Origin of the sequence: Longibacter salinarum, from assembly GCF_002554795.1 — a bacterium.
GTDB classification, from domain to species: domain Bacteria; phylum Bacteroidota; class Rhodothermia; order Rhodothermales; family Salinibacteraceae; genus Longibacter; species Longibacter salinarum.
On the sequence record NZ_PDEQ01000002.1, the window covers coordinates 544,091 to 562,466 of the forward strand.

The window sequence follows — 18,376 nt, forward strand, 5'->3', positions numbered from 1 at the left end:
GGTGAGGCGAAATAAGAAAGGATCCGGTCCGGTTAGGCGGGATCGGCCGGGGTGTTCGGCATACAGCGCTCGTACAACGTCTCGGTACGTTGAGCAAACACGTCGGGTCCGAATCGGGATACAACATCGCGGCGGAGAGCGGCCGGGTCGAAGCGATGCGCGGTTTGATGGAGCGTACGCAGTCCGGCGGCGAGATCGGCTACGGAGCCGGGAGGAACGAGATAACCGTTCGCTTCAGTGATGATAGACGACGGGCCTCCACTATCGGTTGCAAGGATGGGGAGACCGCACGCGAGGGCTTCCAGCAGCACAACCCCGAACGTCTCACGTCGGCTCGGGAGGACGAACGCATGGGCAGCGTGCATGTGCTTGATCACAGAAAGTTGCGACAGCGCGCCCACGAGCCGAACCCGACGGCCAACATCTAACCGGTCAATCGTTTGTTCGATGTGCGTTCGCGCCGGTCCCTCCCCGCCGATGACGAGCTCGACGCCTCCATCGGTGGGTCTTCCGGTGTCCTGCCGGGACATTGCCGCGGGGCTGTCGCCGGCTTTTGGGAACGCCCGGGCAAAGGCATGAACGAGCTCGCCAATACGTTTATTCGCGTACAGATGACTCAGCGTGAAAAAACGGAACGTAGCTCCTGGATCCGTGTGCGATGACCGAGGGCGAAGAGGATACGAGCCCGGGAAAATAGGGTTTGGGATGACCGAGGCGGCGTCGGTAAGCCCACTGGCGATCAGCGATTCTTGAAGGGCAGGACTCACGCAGGAGACGGCGTCCGCTTCTCGAAACGCTCGGGTGGCGTGCGCGCGCCGCCGACGAGACAGCGAGTCGGGCGACAGAAACTGTTCGTGGTGTTCGGTAATCACAACCCGTCGGTTGAACCGTTTCCCAATCTGAACGGCGGCGCTTCCCGCCCACCACGCACTATGTGCATGAATGATGTCCGGTCGTCCTCGCTCCTTCACGTAGTGCTGCATCAAGTTGACCGCGCTTCGAACGCGCCAGGCGATACTTCCTGGGAGACGCCACGCAAAATTCCAGCCGTGCCGGCGCACCGTGTACACACCGCCTTCCCGACCGGACGTAATCTGAAATCGATTCTGCCAGAGACGCTCTGGCGTCGCGTGGCGGAGCGACTCGTGTTCGGGGTAGACCACGCCAACGGTGTGCCCGTGCTCTTGTAGACATCGGGCCTGATCAACGAAATATCTTCCCCGGTTCGGTACGGCCTGAGTCGGGTACCAAGAGGGAAGGAAGACAACGTGCGCCATAAATGAAAAACCTCTTTTCGATACGCAGTTTCGTTTTCTATGCGTAGCGATTAATGGATGCGATTCAGCCGGTCAATGCGTACATTCCCGTCGCCGGTGTGCGAGAAGAAGATCTCGCGGTGATCTGTACTCACCAACACATTTTTCAAACACCGTCCGAGGCGCAATTTCCGACCAATAATTCATCGTGAATGACGAAGTCGACACATTTAGCAGAGGATTCAGGTACCTATGCAGGCGATCAGAGGGCTGGACGCGTTGTCGCCATCATCTTGAACTGGAACGGCGCCGACGACACGATTCAGTGTGTGCGGTCTGTCCAGGCACGAAGCGACGCGTCTTGCACATGCTTGGTGGTCGATAATGGGTCGACGGATGGGTCGGCCGCGACGATCCGCGCTGCCTGTCCGGAGGTGCGGGTGCACGAAACCGGGGCCAACCTGGGTTTTGCCGGGGGGTGCAATGCGGGTATTCGAATCGCGATACGGGACGGTGCGGAGTACGTGTGGTTGATAAACAACGACGCCATCCCGGCAGATGGAGCGTATCGTGCTCTCCGCGATGTGGCTGATGCCCACCCCGCCGTTGGCGGTGTCGGCGCGGTGCTCCGCTACATGGCAGACCCGAACCACGTGCAGACCTGGGGCGGTGGTTGGCATGCACCGTGGCTCGGTGCGGCTGTGAACTGGACCCGTCCGGTCCCGGACTCGCTTATTACCTATCTGGTGGGTGCGTGTCTGTTGCTACGCATTGACGCATTGTCCGAGATCGGGTTACTTGACGAGGCGTATTTCATGTATCGAGAAGATGTCGATCTGTGTGTTCGGATGCAGCGTGCCGGGTGGCAGGTCGCCGTGGCCAAAGATGCGACCGTCTATCACGCGGTGGGCGGCAGCTCAACGAGTGCCGAGCAGCGAGACCGCTGGATTGCAAGTTCCGCTGTTCGTTACTACCGAAAGCATGCGCCGTGGCCCGAATTTGCGCTTGCCGTCGAAACGGCAGGGAAGATCGGTGCGCGTCTCATGCGTAGCGAGTGGTCGCGCGCTCGGACTGTCTGGACAGCCACGAGGAGAGCCTGGCGGTCTCAGTCTGGCAATTAAAGGGACGGACAGTCGGCTTTTCCATGCATGCCGGATACGGGGAAGGCGGTAGAGAGGTTATTCCGTCTCCCCAACCGGGATGGCGCAGGTTGAGCACGGCCGCGTACGGGTTTTCCCGTGTCGGCGCGGAGTTTTGCAATTGCTCACGGATTCGGTCGAAGGTGCGCCGCAGATCTCCTCGAAACCATTGAAACGGAGAGGTCATGCCGAGGGTGCTCCCGTGGTCGGTGGCTTGTATTTCTTCGCTGGTGCGAGATCAATTGACGGGACGTGTCATCCCAACAGACGATACCACGGCGCTCGCCGACGCTCTCAAAGACATACTTATCGACTACGATGCCAGTTTGGCGTGGGCGGAAGCGTCTCAGGCCGAAGTGGTAGAGCGATTTGATCTGAGCCGTGAGGTGACCAGACTCGTCCGGTCCATTCGATCCGCGTCGAATCACTGAGTGTCGGACGATGAGGGGAACGGTTTGGTGCCCAACTGTCCGTCTCCCCCGGGAAGACGGGCTGCGTCAAAGAGCAGTTCGTGGAGCGTAGATGGGTCGACGTGTGGTTCCCGGCTAAGCTTCTTAAACGTCTCGAACTGATGCTGTAGCTCCGACCACGAATAGGGCGGATGGCTCTTCACGCCGACGACGTTGGGATGATCGCTGTCTTCCATCGTTTCGGTCGGGGTGACCAGACACTCGCTGAGCTTTTCCCCCGGTCGCTTCCCAATGTATTCGATCATGCGGTCCGTGACGACATCGGGAAAATACGTTTCGACCATCTTGCGAGCGAGCCACTCAATTCGAACGGGATCTCCCATTCGGAGCAGGTACACCGAGTGCGAGTCGTGGAGCAGGGTCTGCAGAATCAGGCTGCAGGCCTCGTGGCCGGTCATGAAGTAGCGCTCCATGTCGGGATGAGTCACCGGCACGGGTTCGCCTTCACGGAGTCGCTCTTCGAATAGTGGGACGACACTTCCCTGACTCCCGAAGACATTTCCAAAGCGGACAATCTTACATCGGGTGTTCGTTGAGGTGCTCTGGACGTACCATTCGCCGAGCCGCTTCGTTGCGCCGAGCACACTCTTCGGCTCAACCGCCTTATCTGTCGACACGAACACGAACTGGTCGACCTCGAACGTGTCGCACAGGTCGACGAGGTGGACGGTGGTCATCGTATTGTTGTCGAATGCCGCCTCCGGATGGTACTCCATCAGCGGAACGTGCTTGTACGCCGCCGTGTGGATGACGATGCCCGGGTTGTACCGCTGGAACAGGCGTTCGAGCGCGGACCGATCTCTCACGTCTGTGATCGAGTAGACCATCTCGACGCTATGCTGGCGACGACCCAAGCGGGTCTGAATGCGGTACAAGTTGTACTCGCACATATCGACCAGGATCAGACGCTCGGGATGAAGCCGAACCAGTTGCTCGCATAGTTCGGCTCCAATCGAGCCGCCGGCGCCGGTCACGAGAACCGTCTCGTCCGAGAGCACGTCCTGCAGGTTGGCGATGTCGATTTCGACGGGCGGACGATCCACGAACTCGTCAAGGGTAACCGGTTCGCGCTCGGTCGGCGGGGTCGATGGTGCGCCCGACCGATGCCACTCGTTGATGAGGCGCAGGCCCGACCGGCTGCCGAGGAGCCCGATCACGCAAAGCAATGCGTGAATCACGGCGGTACCGCGCGGCACAAGGGACGACGGTGCAACGAGGTATGCAGCGGCAATCGAAAGAAGGAACGCGCCAGCGAGCCCCCCGGCAAGACGGGCGAATTCAGAAAAGCGGAGGGCGTGCGGCCGCTGATAAGCCCCACCCCAGATCATCGCCAGAAGGTAAATCGAGGTAAGCAGCAGAACGAGACCGGTCGGCAGCATGTCCTGCGGCCATTCCCAGATGCCGACACGGACGTAATTCGCAAGGGCGAGTGCCACGTAGACCCAGACCCCGTCAACAGCGAAAAGAGCGATCTGCCCAAGTCTGAGCGCAGAAGTCATCTGCTCTAGCGAGAAGTTGGAATCCGTGTCGCGCACGAACAAGCGGGACAGTGTGGGATGGGAGCGATAGAGGGAAAGGAGCGCCCTGCGTGGGGCAGCGATTCGGCCCTCAGATAGAGCAATAGCAGTACGTTAAGAGACGAACCGCAGAACAGGAATGCAATAGCAATCGATCATGAAAGGATCAGTCATCGATTCGATTACGATATTTCGTTCACGACGCTTGTGAGCAAAACGCGTTCAATTTCTTTTACTGCCTGTGATCGTTGCAAACGTTTGCGGCCGATTTCCAAAGCGTTCGTGCTTGCTTCTTGCAAGGTCTGCGGTCGGTCGCGAAGTTCAACGAGCGTTTTCGCCATCGCACTGACATCTTCTGGTGGAACGACCCAGCCGCATCGATTTTCTCGAACGACGTCGGCCGTCCATCCGGGGTTGGTGACAACGACAGGGGTTCCGGCTGCAAGGCTGTCAAATAGTTTGCCAGGTGAGTTCGACGATAAAACAGGTACGTCGGCAAATGAAACGAGGGAAACATCGGCTGCAGCAAAGAGAGCGACCGCTTGGTGGTGCGGAAGCGGCGGGATCCGAGTCAAGTTGTCGAGTGCACGTTCGGCTTGACGAACCGTTTCGGCATGATAGCCTTCACCCGTCATCACAAAGCGGATGTCCGAACGATGTTGAAGCTTGCGGGCCACTTCTATTAGCGAAGGAATTGCATTCGCCCGGCCAAAACTTCCAGCGTAAAGTACAGTCATCGGGGCGTCCTTCCCTGCGATGGCGCGCATGCGAGCCACGTCCTCGTCTGAAACCGCACGGTGGAAATCCAGGTCGCTACCGTATAGAACGGTCGATGCGGCCGTTTGTGGAGCAATCTGCTGGACGTGATCCGTCATGTCCGGAGAGAGACCGATCACGTGCGATGCATTCCGATAGAGGAAGCTCTCGAGACGGTAAAGAAGCGAGCGAAGTACAGGCGAGCGAAGAGCGCCCATCTGGATCGGGAAGTCGGGCCAGAGGTCGCGAACCTCGAAGACCCACGGCACGCGATGCCATCGTGCAACGAGCGCGCCCACCAGACCTGTGCTGAGTGGTGTAGATGTGGCGAAGATAACATCGGGCTTTGTTCCCCGAATGCCGTCCGCGAGCGCTCGTGCAGCGAATTTCGCAAATGCAATTACGCGTTCACTCGTCCCCATCGCGTTGCGATACGTTACGTCGTACTCGATAAGTCGGACATTGTCCGGGACCCACTGGAACTCGTCCGTGTGTCTGCGGCTGCGCCACGCATCCGTCGTGATCAGCGTCACGTCGTGATTGCGCGCGAGATGCCGCACGAGAGAATAGGGTCGAACGGCGGTGGCACAGTCTGGTGTATGATAATGGTGGATAAAGGCGAGGATGTGCATCAAGGCAGGGCCGAGTCCCGGGAAGGTAGACAGTTGAGACGGTGAGAAAACGAAGAGGTAGACACAGGAGCGAAGGCTGCCCACGATGACGCATACGTGCATTGCGCCGTCAGTGCATTGTCGCGCGGGCTGGCACTCCAACGACGGTTTCGCCATCTGGAACGTCGGATGTGACAACAGCGCCCGCCCCCACTCGCACGTTCGCACCGACGGTTACCCCCGGAAGAAGTACGGCACCCGTACCGATCTCCGTCGCTTCCCCGATCACGACGTGACCAGAGACATGGACGCCAGGGTGAAGCGTGACGAAGTCGCCCAGCACGGCGTCGTGCCCAATGGTAGCGTGCAGGTTCACGATCACGTGGCACCCGATTCTGACATTGACCGTTGGTGTCACACGAGCGCAGAGAATCGTGCCGGCACCGATGTCCACCGTCGGGTCCGGAGCAACGCTGGGATGGAGGAGACAGACGGGTGAAACAGCAGCCTCCGTGAGCGTATCGGCTATTTGCCGCCGCAGCACGGACGTGCCGATTGTGATCGCGAAGCTGCCTCCGCTCGCTGTCGTAAGATCGGCAATGGTTCCATCGATCGGTACGCCGAGTCGGTTCTGACCGACGAGGTCCGGGTCATCATCGATAAATGCTAGTCGGGCGGCGTCTGTCGGTCCACTGGTAGCGTTTTGTGCCCAAGACGCGACCTCTCGCCCGAAGCCACCAGCCCCAACAAGCCAGCATGAAGGGGCCTTATCAGCGTTTGCGAAAGAATCCTTCACTTCAGTTGGAAATCTGGAGAGGAAGAGGGCGAACCGAGAGACGTAGGCATGTCCGAGAACGACATGTTGGGTAGATTATCCGGCTTCTCCGTTCGCTCGTTCGTTTTCGGATGGGAAATCTGGGTTCACGCGCTTTGTTGCGGGTTGAATAAACGCATCCAACGCCTCTGAGGTCGGAGGCGCTAAACACTGTTCGGCCGGATTCGGCTTTGTTAGTTAATTTCGTGGCGAGAGAATGGCAATTCGCTCTTATACTGAATCCAAATGACGCTGTCCGGATGCCATGCCTCGGCCGCTAGGGACGGTTCGGTCGAGTAAGGGTAAAAAGACGTCGCTAGGAACGATCCATGCTTGTTTCTGCCGTTTGAATCACCCGGGCGAACGAAGCAGACCCGGACATTAGAATTTGGATTTGGTATTAGAACGGGGATCACCATGCAAGATGAGGTGAACAGGCGCGACACCGGAGAATCGTCGGCGTGACGGTTCGGCCGATATGAGTAATAAGCGCGTTCCCGTCTCACGAGTCGACCGAAAGCAGCGGCCGGCGACGACGCTCGCGTCGGGCTACATCGAGATCGGAAAGGGTCATGTTTGAAGAAGGAACGACGCCGCGCTGTGAGAGAACGGTGCCAGCCGTCCGCAAGAGAATGTTCAGGTCCAGGGCAAGCGATCTATTCTTGACGTAATAGATGTCCAACTGAAATCGCTTATCCCAGTCGAGGTTATTTCTCCCATGCACCTGAGCCCAGCCTGTGAGTCCCGGGCGAATGCTGTGTCGGAGACGTTCTGTTTCCGTGTAAAATGGGAGGTATTTCATAAGCAGCGGTCGCGGGCCGACGAGGCTCATGTCTCCCCGAAGAACGTTAATGAGGGATGGAAGCTCGTCAATACTTGTTCGCCGAAGCCAGCGTCCAACCGGAGTGAGACGGTCGGCATCGGACACTTCGCCGTTGTCCTCGCGCATCGTCCGAAGCTTGATAAGGATAAACGGGACCTCGTTTTTACCGGGACGAATCTGGCGGAAGAGGATCGGGCGTCCGAGAGACAGGTAGACTGCCAGTGCTGCACCGGCGAGGACGGGAAAAGTGAGTGTGAGAAGCGCAAGGCTTCCGACAATGTCGATTGATCGTTTGATCATGACGACGTAGCACGTTGGGAGGGGGCCGGGTCCAGGATGGGCGGCAGCACGCGGCTTATCGTTTCAGCGACACGTTCGATCTGGGCGGACGTGATCGCAGGGAAGAACGGAAGAGCGAGCGTTCGCGCAGCGACACGTTCGGCAATGGGGAGGGACCCGGAGGTGAAGCCGAAACGGTCGCGGTAATACGGTTGTAGATGGATGCTCGGGAAGTACGGTGCGGCGCCGATACCCGCATTATGGAGAGCATCGACCAATCGGTCCCGTGCATCGGGGGGAGCACTGTCGTGAAGTCGGACAACGTATACGAACCAGCTTCGCTGCCCCAACGGGGCCGATGTCGGCCGATGCAACATGTGGTGTAATGGGGCGAGAGCTTCACTGTACGCTTCAGCTGCCTGAGAGCGGCGGTCGAGAAGATCATCGAGGCGGTCCAGCTGTGCACAACCCAACGCTGCCTGCATTTCACTCAGCCGGTAGTTGAAGCCGAGTCGAACGTGGCGCATTTCTGCGGTCGTGGCACGTCCTTGATTTCGAAGCGATTGGCAGATTGCGGCGAGGTCCGCATCGTTTGTCGTGATGCATCCACCTTCGCCGGTTGTCATCTGTTTGTTCGGATAGAAACCGAACGACGCCGCATCGCCCCATGCACCGATCGGGCGGTCGCCGATGGAGGCACCAAGCGCTTCACATGCATCGTCAATCAGAGCGAGGTCATGCGTTTCAGCAAATTCCGTAAGTGCGGGCCAGTCGGCCGGCACGCCGAAAACATCGACGGCAAGTATGCCTTTCGTTCTGGCAGTCAGAGCAGCCTTCGCCTTCTCAATGTCGATATTATACGTATCGGGATCGATGTCCACAAACACTGGCTCAAGATCCTCGAATAGTAGCGCGTTCGACGACGCGACGAAGCTATATGGCGTGGTTAGGATCTCATCCCCGGGTTGGAGATGCAGGCTGCGGACGATGCAGTGCAGCGCTGCCGTCCCGCTGCTCACGGCAATAGCGTGACTCGTTCCACATCGGTCGGCCATTTGCCTCTCGAAGCGTTTCAGATACGGACCGAAAGAGAGTCGCGTCGACTCGAGCACATCGGACACATACGACCGCTCCATCTCGCTAATGTCGGGTTGCGAGAGCGGAATCGGATCCATATCCGAACTAGGTGATTCGTCCACGACGGTTCGATGCGACGATGAAAGAAGAAGGCCTGCTGAAAACGAGTGTTGGTTCAGGGAAACCTAGGCAGTTCGATGACAAACCGAAAGGTTTCCCGGAATGGGTGGGGAGACAGATCGACACATCCACCAGATCGTGCGGGTGAAACCAGGACGTTCGTCGTGTTGTGGAAAAGCGAAGGTCGCAAGAAAAAGGCCGGAATCCGTCGTTCGGCGTGTTTTAGAGGGAGTCAGAACGGTCGGGGCACGCGTTGTCGCATTGCTTTTGCGTACCTTAGTTGAGACGTTGGTTACTGAAAATACCAACACATCAATTTGGATCGAACACACCGTTAAAAACTTTACATACAGAGATGGGGTCCAATCTGGACTGTCTCATCGGTGGTCGATCTGAAACATACCGGAGGTGAGGATGACTCCATCCGGATCCAAAGGGGCGGAAGGATGACGCTCGTTGATCCGGTATTGCCCGACGGATGCCCCCGGAAGTTGGCAGGGCATCGCCAGCGAGACCGTACCTTCAGCACCGCGTGAATTCATTGAAAGGGCTTGCCGTGCTCCCATTTTTCCGGTTCAATACGAGTCGATCCGAGTAGCATGCTCGACTCCGCCCTTTTCCGACCTATTCGTGTGAACGCACTACTCACTCTATGAATATCGCAATTATCGGGACCGGCTATGTCGGTCTTGTTTCTGGAACCTGTTTCGCTGAAATGGGCAACCAGGTAACCTGTGTAGACATCGACGAAGACAAGGTTGACATGCTTCGTAGCGGCAAACTGCCGATCTATGAGCCCGACCTGGAACACTATTTCGCCCGCAACCGGAAAGAAGAGCGGCTGTCTTTTACGACCGATTATGAGGATGCCGTTCTCGATGCGGAGGTGATTTTCCTCGCATTGCCGACCCCTCCTGGCGAAGACGGTTCCGCAGACCTGAGTTATGTTCTTCAGGCGGCCGGCACCATCGCCGATCTCCTGGTTGAGCAGGACGATCCCGGATACCGCATCATCGTCAACAAGAGCACGGTCCCGGTCGGAACGGCGGATCGCGTGTCGGAAACGATGGCCGACCGAGGTCTCACCACGGGTGAGCACTACGATGTGGTATCGAACCCGGAGTTTCTCCGCGAGGGCGCGGCTGTCGATGACTTCATGAAGCCGGACCGTGTCGTGATCGGTACGTCCAGCGAGAAGGCCGCAAACAAGATGACGCGACTGTACGAGCCGTTCGTCCGTCAGGGGAATCCGATCCTGGTCGTGGATGAGCGCTCGGCGGAGATGATCAAGTATACCGCCAACTCGATTCTGGCGACGCGCATCTCGTTCATGAATGAGATCGCCAACCTGTGCGAGCGCGTGGGAGCGGACGTAGACAAGGTCCGACTCGGCATCAGCAAGGATCATCGTATCGGGCGCCACTTCCTTTACGCAGGCATCGGCTTCGGCGGAAGCTGCTTCCCGAAAGATGTCCAGGCCCTTCATCGCACCGGCCGCCAGCACGGATACGACTTTCAGATTCTGGACTCCGTGCTGAGTGTGAACGATCAGCAGCGCGAGCTGATGGTTCACCGCCTCGATGAGTACTTCGACGGGGATCTCGAAGGCAAGAAGATCGCCATGTGGGGGCTCGCGTTCAAACCAAATACCGATGACGTACGTGAAGCGCCTTCCCACGTGATTATCGAGGGACTACTTGAGCGCGGGGCGGAGGTCACGGCGTTCGATCCGGAAGCGATCGAGACGACCAAAGTCAACTTTGGCGACAGCATTTCTTACGCCGAAGACATGTACGCGCCGCTCGAGAATGCGGATGCACTGGTCATTTGTACTGAGTGGCACGAATTCCGCCGCCCCGACCTCGCTCGGGTCCACGACACGCTTGGTACCCCGGTTGTCTTCGACGGTCGGAATCTTTACGACCCGTCGCGGATGGCAGAAATGGGCTTTGAATACTTCAGCATTGGACGGCCGCACGTGGCCCCACAGGAAGACGCTGAGGCAATTAAAGCCGCGCTGTCCGAGAACGGACAGGCATAACGGCCCGACGGCGCTCATCGCCGGGGATGAAGGTCTCCGGCGGTGGGTGCCGGGTTTTTCCCTTGCCCTCGCTCTACAACTGATTTCCTGAATATGCCTCGTACACTTATAACAGGAGGCGCCGGCTTCCTAGGGTCGCACCTCTGTGATCGGTTCATCGACGAGGGGCACGAGGTTATCTGTATGGATAACCTGATCACCGGCGATACCCAAAACATCGAGCATCTTTTCGAGCTCGGTAACGATCGGTTCCGTTTCGTTAAACACGACGTCACGGACTTCATCCACGTCGGTGGCGAGCTGGACTACGTTCTCCACTTTGCAAGTCCGGCCTCCCCAATCGACTATCTGGAACTCCCAATCCAGACGTTGAAGGTCGGAGCGCTCGGAACGCATAAGGCGCTCGGGCTCGCGAAAGCGAAAGACGCACGCCTTCTCCTTGCTTCGACGAGCGAGGTGTACGGCGATCCCGAAATTCATCCACAGAAAGAGGACTACTGGGGCAACGTGAATCCCATCGGGCCGCGCGGCGTCTATGACGAGGCGAAGCGGTTTGCCGAAGCAATGACGATGGCGTATCACCGGTACCACGGCGTCGAGACGCGCATCGTCCGGATCTTTAACACCTACGGTCCGCGGATGCGAATCGACGATGGCCGCGCCCTACCGACGTTTATGTCGCAGGCGTTGAACGGGGAGCCGCTCACCGTGTACGGCGATGGAAGCCAGACGCGAAGCTTTTGCTTCGTAGACGACCTGGTGGATGGTATTTTTCGCCTTCTGATGAGTGATGAATCCGATCCCGTCAATATTGGAAACCCTGACGAGATCACCATCAAAGAATTTGCCGAGGAGATCATCGAGCTTACAGGTTCCGATAGCTCGCTGACGTTTGAGCCGCTTCCGAAAGACGACCCACAGGTGCGTCAACCAGACATTACCCGCGCTCGGGAGGTTCTTGGATGGACACCCGCCGTGGACCGGAAAGATGGACTGAAACGGACCCTTGACTACTTCCGGAAGGAAATGGGGCTTGCCCCAGTGGAAGCTTAGAACGTCTAAGATCGTCTTTATTTGATGCGTCCAGTTTTCCAATCCTCGGTTCGATAGTGGCTTCGTTCGCGTTCTCGGTACGCGACGAACGGTCATCCGCTGAAGCGAGCCGATGATGGTGCGGACTCTTTGCTTTTCCTGAATACAACGACCCATGGTTTTTTCGAACGATACCTCGAAGCACCTAGCCTGGCTTGAGTCCGAGGCGGTTCACCTGATGCGTGAGGCTGCGGCCCAGTTTGAACGGCCCGTGCTCATGTTTTCGGGTGGAAAGGATTCCCTTTTGATGGTTCACCTCGCCCGAAAGGCGTTTCATCCCGGACCCATCCCGTTTCCGCTGCTCCACGTCGACACCGGGCACAACTTTCCGGAGACGATCCGCTTTCGCGATGACCTGGTCGACCGACTGGGAGTGGACTTGATCGTGCGAAGCGTGGAGGAGACGATTAAGAAAGGCCTTGCGAAGGAGGAGAAGGGAATTACTCCAAGCCGAAATAAGGCGCAGATTCCAACGCTCCTCGCCGCGATTCAAGAGCACAAGTTCGATGTTGCCCTCGGTGGTGCGCGTCGTGACGAAGAGAAGGCCCGCGCCAAAGAACGTTTCTTCTCCCACCGCGACCGGTTCGGTCAGTGGGACCCGAAGAACCAACGGCCCGAACTCTGGAACCTGTACAACGGTCGCAGCGAAAAGGGAGAGCACTTCCGTGCCTTTCCTCTGTCGAACTGGACGGAACTGGATGTCTGGCAGTACATCCTGCAGCAGGACCTGGAGATTCCGAGCCTCTACCTCGCGCATAAACGTGACGTGGTGGAGCGGGAAGGGGTCTTTCTTTCCAAGTCCCCCTACATCGAACTGCAGGAGGGCGAAGTCTACGTTGAAAAGATGGTTCGCTTCCGTACCATCGGCGATATGACGTGCACAGGTGCCGTGGAGTCGACGGCGACAACGCTTGAGGAAGTGGTTGAAGAGGTAGCGACTGCACAACGGGCCGAGCGTGGTGCACGCGCAGATGACAAGCGGTCTGAGGCCGCGATGGAGGACCGCAAACGGCAGGGATATTTCTAAATGCGAAGGCCGAAATTCTAAATTCGAATTGGGATGTTCGACTGCCGGACATAATCCGCGTCGCCCGTCTCCTTCGACTCTGTGCATCACACTTCGCCTTTCGCACTTCAAACTTCGCATTGACAGAATGGACGTTCTTCGATTTACCACCGCCGGCAGTGTTGACGACGGCAAGAGCACGCTCATTGGCCGGCTCATGTACGACACGCAGCAGATCTTTGAGGAGAAGCTGGAGGAAATCCAGCGAAACACGCAGCGGGAAGACGAAGATCTAGAGCTGGCGCTTCTGACGGATGGTCTCCGTGCCGAGCGTGAGCAGGGCATTACGATCGACGTCGCCTACCGCTACTTCGCGACGCCGAAGCGGAAGTTTATCATCGCGGACACGCCGGGCCATGAGCAGTACACGCGCAACATGGTGACCGGTGCATCCACGGCGGAGCTGGCCGTGGTGTTGATCGACGCGACCAATGGCGTACTGCAGCAGAGCCGGCGGCACGGCTTCATCGCCTCGCTCCTGCAGATCCCGCACATGATCGTGGCGGTGAACAAGATGGACCTCGTGGATTACGACGAGTCCGTCTTCCGCGAGATTGAGGAGGAGTATCGAGCATTCGCCGAGAAGCTCGATATGGACGACATCACGTTCATCCCGATTTCGGCGCTAAAAGGCGACAACGTCGTTGAATCGTCGGACAACACGCCGTGGTACAACGGAAGCACGCTGCTCCATAAGCTGGAGACCGTCAAGACGCAGAGCGACCGGAACCAGGTCGATTTCCGCTATCCGGTGCAGCACGTCATCCGGCCGAACCAGGACTTCCGTGGCTATGCGGGGCAGATTGCGTCGGGTAAAATTCGCCCGGGTGAAGAAGTCATCGTCCTCCCGTCCGAGCGGTCTACGTCGGTTGAGTCGATCGTCACGCTTGACGGCGATCAGGAAGAAGCCGGACCGGGCGAGTCCATCGTCATGACGCTGGAGGATGAGATTGACGTGAGCCGGGGCTCGATGATCGTTCGGGCGCGCAACCGTCCGGAGGTGACCCGTTCCATCGATGCCGATCTGTGTTGGATGGACGAAGAGGCGATGCGGACCGACCGTCCGTACATCATCCAGCATACGACGCGCCGTACGCAGGCGTACGTGTCCAAGGTGGTGTATCGCATGAACATCAACTCGCTCCACCGCGAGGAGGCCGATACCTTCCGCTTGAACGAACTCGGACGCGTCGAACTGGAAACGGCGGATCCGCTCTTCATCGATCCGTACAAGGTGAACCGCTCAACCGGCGCGTTCATCCTGATCGATCCCGACACGAATGCTACGGTTGGAGCTGGAATGATCCGTGGTGTAGCCGAGAACGTGGCGCCGTACGGAACGGAGTCCGAAACGGGCATGGAGCGAGCGACCTCGCCGAATGTCGTCTGGGAAGAGCTGAACGTCCCGCGCGAAGAGCGCGAGTCTCGCAATGGCCATAAGGCAGCCGTCATGTGGCTGACCGGTCTCTCCGGTTCCGGCAAATCGACCATTGCGAAGGAACTGGAGCGCCGCCTCTACGACCTCGGATGCCAGACCATGATGCTTGATGGCGACAATGTGCGCCACGGCCTCTCCGGCGATCTTGGCTTCTCCGCTCGCGACCGGAAGGAAAACATCCGGCGCGTTGGTGAGGTCGCACGCCTCTTCTTTGAGCAAGGCAATGTGACGCTGTGCACCTTCGTTTCGCCGTACCAGGAGGATCGGGACCGTGTCCGGGAATTGCTTCCCGACGACCGGTTCTTCGAAGTCCACGTCGACTGCGACATCGAGGTTTGCAAAGAGCGCGATCCGAAAGGCCTCTACGCCAAAGCCGAGAGCGGTGAGATCGCGAACTTTACGGGTGTGACGGCTCCGTACGAAGAGCCCGAATCGCCTGAGGTCGTGGTCCACAGCGACACGGATGATGTCGAAGCCTGCGTTGACCAGCTGGTTGAAGCGCTGAAGCAACGTGGCATCATCGAGTAAGCTTGTTTCCCGCAGTTGGGTGCAGCCCGGACCCGCTTTCGTAGCGGTCGTCCGGGCTGTGCTGTTTCCCCGCACCCTCTCCACGCATTGACTCTGTCTCGCATGTCTGAGCCCATCATCGTCACCGGCGGCGCCGGATTTATCGGTTCTGCCGTCGTTCGTCAGCTTATTCGCGATACGAATGCTGAAGTCGTTACGGTCGATCGGCTGACGTACGCTGGCCATCGTGCCAATCTCGGCCCGGTTCTGAACAGTCCGCGGCATACGCTCGTCGTGGAAGATATCGCGGATGCCGGAGCCATGAAGGATGTGTTCGAGGAATTTCAGCCGGGCGCGGTCATGCATCTGGCCGCGGAGTCGCACGTGGACCGATCGATCGATGGGCCGGCTGCGTTCATCGAGACGAACATTCTCGGGACGTACACGCTCCTCGAGGCTGCACGGCACCACTGGCGCTCGCTTGACGATGATGCCGCGGATGCCTTCCGTTTCCTCCACGTGTCGACCGACGAGGTGTACGGTGAACTCGGGGACGAGGGCGCGTTCCACGAAACGACGCCCTACGATCCCAGCTCGCCGTATTCTGCGAGTAAGGCCTCGGCCGACCATCTGGCCCGTGCGTGGCACCGAACGTACGGTTTGCCGGTCCTGGTAACGAACTGTTCGAATAACTACGGCCCGTATCAGTACCCGGAAAAGCTGATTCCGGTGATTCTGCTCAAAGCGCTCGCCGGCGATGCCATTCCCGTTTATGGTACCGGCGAAAATGTTCGGGACTGGTTGTACGTTGAAGATCACGCAACTGCGCTTCGCGCCGTCCTCGAAAAGGGGGAGCTGGGTGAGACGTACAACATCGGGGGACGCGCCGAACGCCAGAATATTGAAGTTGTCCACGCGGTCTGCGACGTTCTCGAAGAGCTACATCCCAGAAGCGGCGACGACTATCGGTCGCTCATTTCCTTCGTAGAAGACCGCCCGGGCCATGACTGGCGCTACGCGATCGATTGCTCTAAGATCGAGCGCGAGCTGGGCTGGACGCCGTCGACGACGTTCGAGGACGGCATCCGGCAGACAGTCAAATGGTATCTTGAGCACCTCGACTGGGTGGATGAAGTGCTAGATGGTTACGATCTGTCGAGGCTCGGGACGGATGCGTAGCTGCTCAGCGATCTGATTATACGTTCCGAATCGGTTTCTCAATGTTGACTTTTCCGTCAGAGTCAGGCCCCCTTCCGATAAGCGGTTAAGCCACGCTATATGAATTCGTCCACCGACTCAGAGCCGTCTTTATTTGACAACAAGAGTCTCAAGAAAGAGTCGGTAACGGGAGGACTTGTCAGCCTGGCTGGACAGGCGGGGATTTTCGTTTTGCGACTGGGGTCGCTCGCGGTTCTCGTTCGTCTCGTGGAGTCGGAAGGGTTTGGGCTTGTAGCGATGGCGATGACCGTGATCACGCTACTCACAGATCTTGGCCTAACGAAAGCAACAGTGCGGCGGTCGATAGACTTCTCATCGCTGTTTCGCATCGAGGTCATGTCTCATGCCGATGCGGTAGTGATAGCGGTTTCGGCCGCTGTGCTCGGATATAAGCTACCTCACGGCGTGGGCTCTTTTGCCCGGAGGCGTATCGTATTTGAAATGCGTTTCGGATCTTATCCGGTCAGGCGTGCAGCGATAGAACAGACTCATTTCGGATAGATGGAGTCGAAGTTTTCTGAAGCAACAACGATTCACACAAGGACCTTCCCGCGAGTGCTGACGTTCGCGATTTCGGTTTCATTTTCTGGTCTTCGGATTCTGCTCAAGTCATGTCATGACGGTCGAGGAAACTGCTCTTCCCGGTGTCCTGCACATTCAAACAGATGTGTACGAGGACGAACGCGGCGCATTTATGGAAACGTTTCATGCAGAGCGTTATGCCGAGGCGGGAATCGATGCAACGTTCGTTCAGGATAATGTCTCCCGCTCGGAAGAGGGCGTCCTCAGGGGCCTGCATCTGCAGAATCCACATCCACAGGGAAAACTCGTCTACGTGCTGCAGGGCACGGTGTACGACGTCGTCGTAGACGTGCGGCCCTCGTCGAACACCTTTGGGGAGTGGATGGGCACGACGCTCGACGCATGGTCCGGCCAGCTATACGTGCCGGAAGGGTTTGCTCATGGATTCGTCGTCACCGAGGGACCGGCTCTCTTCGCGTACAAGTGTACGGATGTTTATGACCCGAACGCAGAGCTTTCCGTGCTGTGGAACGACCCGGATCTTGACATCGAATGGCCGGTCGATACACCGATCGTGTCGGGGAAGGATGCCGCTGCTCCTCGCCTTCGTGATATTGACCCCGATCGGCTTATGTTAGCTGAGTCTGTTCAATAACGCACTCGAATCTGTCTCTCAAAGCAATTCACTTGCCCGTGGATGATCGTCCCATTTTGTTAATCGGTGCCGGTGGGCAGCTAGGACAGGCCCTCAAGTCGACTTTGGGCGAGCTCGGTATCGTCGTGACTGCAACCCGTGAGGACGCCGATCTCTCGGACCTTGACACGGTGCGCGCCCTGATCCGAGAGACAACGCCCCGCCTGCTCGTCAATGCCGCAGCCTACACGGCTGTTGATGACGCGGAGACCGACGCAGAGCGAGCGCGACTGGTCAATGCCATTGCGCCGGGTGTTATGGCAGAGGAAGCCGAGCGATGCGGCGCCGGCATGGTTCACTACTCGACGGATTACGTTTTTGACGGCACGCAGGACCGTCCTTATCGCGAAGACGACCCGACAAATCCGACCTCTGTGTACGGCCAGACGAAGCTCGAAGGAGAAGAGCGCGTCGCTGCGTCTGCGTCTACGCACTGGATTTTGCGCACCAGTTGGCTCTACGGTCCGAACGGAAGCAACTTTGTCCGAACCATGCTTCAACTCGGTACAGAGCGCGACCAGCTTCAGGTTGTAGATGACCAGATCGGGTGCCCGACATCGACGCTGTGGTTGGCCGATGCGACGCGAGACCTACTGCGTTTCGTAAATGAACACGAGGATCCGTCCGCGACAGCAGGCATCTACCATGCCGTGGCCCGAGGGCAGACGAGCTGGTACGGGTTTGCACAGGCCATTTTTCAGAACGCTGGGATGGAGGTGGACGTCGATCCGGTGGATACATCTGCCTTTCCTCGTCCTGCGCCACGCCCCGCATATTCCGTATTAGACACAGCGAAGCTGCGACAAACGTTCGGCATTATCCCACCGTCTTGGACCCGGCAGCTGGCCGACACAGCACCTCATCTCACGGTCGGCCGTTCGTCGGGTAGCTAAATGTACGTGGCCGTCTCGTGCGTCCTCGCGACTTTCATTCGTC

General features: G+C 58.2%; 16 protein-coding genes. 10 read left to right on the forward strand and 6 right to left on the reverse strand.

All coding sequences use genetic code 11. The features are described from left to right. Positions 1–32: 32 nt before the first annotated feature. Positions 33–1,277, reverse strand: coding sequence for a glycosyltransferase (locus tag CRI94_RS05605; protein WP_098074673.1), 1,245 nt, complete (start codon positions 1,275–1,277; stop codon positions 33–35). 191 nt (positions 1,278–1,468) lie between these two features. On the opposite strand from CRI94_RS05605, the gene CRI94_RS05610 reads away from it, so the two are divergent. Both CRI94_RS05610 and CRI94_RS05615 read left to right on the forward strand, forming a co-directional pair. Continuing rightward, positions 1,469–2,377, forward strand: a complete 909-nt coding sequence (locus tag CRI94_RS05610) for a glycosyltransferase family 2 protein (RefSeq protein WP_098074674.1) — start codon at positions 1,469–1,471, stop codon at positions 2,375–2,377. A 248-nt stretch (positions 2,378–2,625) separates the two neighbouring features. Then, positions 2,626–2,826 carry a glycosyltransferase gene (locus CRI94_RS05615; protein WP_098074675.1) on the forward strand — a complete coding sequence of 67 codons (201 nt, stop codon included), beginning with the start codon at positions 2,626–2,628 and terminating at the stop codon, positions 2,824–2,826. Here the strand turns inward: CRI94_RS05615 and CRI94_RS05620 are convergent. From CRI94_RS05620 to CRI94_RS05640, 5 genes are all read right to left on the reverse strand, one after another. After that, entirely contained in the window at positions 2,820–4,400 is a 1,581-nt protein-coding gene (locus CRI94_RS05620) for a polysaccharide biosynthesis protein (RefSeq protein ID WP_143815313.1), read from the reverse strand. The genes CRI94_RS05615 and CRI94_RS05620 overlap by 7 nt on opposite strands. Positions 4,401–4,564: 164 nt before the next feature. Further along, entirely contained in the window at positions 4,565–5,926 is a 1,362-nt protein-coding gene (locus tag CRI94_RS05625) for a glycosyltransferase family 4 protein (RefSeq protein ID WP_098074677.1), read from the reverse strand. Further along, positions 5,880–6,545: an acetyltransferase gene (locus CRI94_RS05630; protein WP_098074678.1), complete on the reverse strand. Its 666-nt coding sequence runs from the start codon at positions 6,543–6,545 to the stop codon at positions 5,880–5,882. The genes CRI94_RS05625 and CRI94_RS05630 overlap by 47 nt, the downstream gene beginning before the upstream one ends. Positions 6,546–7,065: 520 nt before the next feature. Then, positions 7,066–7,686, reverse strand: a complete 621-nt coding sequence (locus CRI94_RS05635; RefSeq protein WP_098074679.1) for a sugar transferase — start codon at positions 7,684–7,686, stop codon at positions 7,066–7,068. Next, on the reverse strand, positions 7,683–8,840 hold the full coding sequence (locus tag CRI94_RS05640; RefSeq protein WP_098074680.1) for a DegT/DnrJ/EryC1/StrS family aminotransferase: 1,158 nt from the start codon (positions 8,838–8,840) through the stop codon (positions 7,683–7,685). Before CRI94_RS05640 ends, CRI94_RS05635 begins: the two co-directional genes overlap by 4 nt. Before the next feature lie 674 nt (positions 8,841–9,514). On the opposite strand from CRI94_RS05640, the gene CRI94_RS05645 reads away from it, so the two are divergent. The 8 genes from CRI94_RS05645 to rfbD all read left to right on the forward strand — a co-directional run bounded on the left by CRI94_RS05645 (position 9,515) and on the right by rfbD (position 18,333). Then, the gene (locus CRI94_RS05645) at positions 9,515–10,903 is read left to right on the forward strand and encodes a UDP-glucose dehydrogenase family protein (RefSeq protein ID WP_098074681.1); all 1,389 of its coding nucleotides are present in this window, start codon (positions 9,515–9,517) and stop codon (positions 10,901–10,903) included. A gap of 93 nt (positions 10,904–10,996) precedes the next feature. Beyond that, complete coding sequence (locus CRI94_RS05650) at positions 10,997–11,956, forward strand: UDP-glucuronic acid decarboxylase family protein (protein ID WP_098074682.1); 960 nt, start codon at positions 10,997–10,999, stop codon at positions 11,954–11,956. 154 nt (positions 11,957–12,110) lie between these two features. Then, entirely contained in the window at positions 12,111–13,022 is a 912-nt protein-coding gene (cysD, locus tag CRI94_RS05655) for a sulfate adenylyltransferase subunit CysD (protein WP_098074683.1), read from the forward strand. 85 nt (positions 13,023–13,107) lie between these two features. Beyond that, complete coding sequence (gene cysN / locus CRI94_RS05660; protein ID WP_342751889.1) at positions 13,108–15,027, forward strand: sulfate adenylyltransferase subunit CysN; 1,920 nt, start codon at positions 13,108–13,110, stop codon at positions 15,025–15,027. 102 nt (positions 15,028–15,129) lie between these two features. Then, entirely contained in the window at positions 15,130–16,185 is a 1,056-nt protein-coding gene (rfbB, locus tag CRI94_RS05665) for a dTDP-glucose 4,6-dehydratase (protein ID WP_098074685.1), read from the forward strand. 99 nt (positions 16,186–16,284) lie between these two features. Then, positions 16,285–16,725, forward strand: a complete 441-nt coding sequence (locus CRI94_RS05670; RefSeq protein WP_098074686.1) for an oligosaccharide flippase family protein — start codon at positions 16,285–16,287, stop codon at positions 16,723–16,725. 115 nt (positions 16,726–16,840) lie between these two features. Beyond that, complete coding sequence (gene rfbC / locus CRI94_RS05675; RefSeq protein ID WP_098074687.1) at positions 16,841–17,401, forward strand: dTDP-4-dehydrorhamnose 3,5-epimerase; 561 nt, start codon at positions 16,841–16,843, stop codon at positions 17,399–17,401. Between the two features lie 38 nt (positions 17,402–17,439). Beyond that, positions 17,440–18,333, forward strand: coding sequence for a dTDP-4-dehydrorhamnose reductase (gene rfbD, locus CRI94_RS05680; protein ID WP_245846089.1), 894 nt, complete (start codon positions 17,440–17,442; stop codon positions 18,331–18,333). The last annotated feature ends 43 nt before the right edge of the window (positions 18,334–18,376 follow it).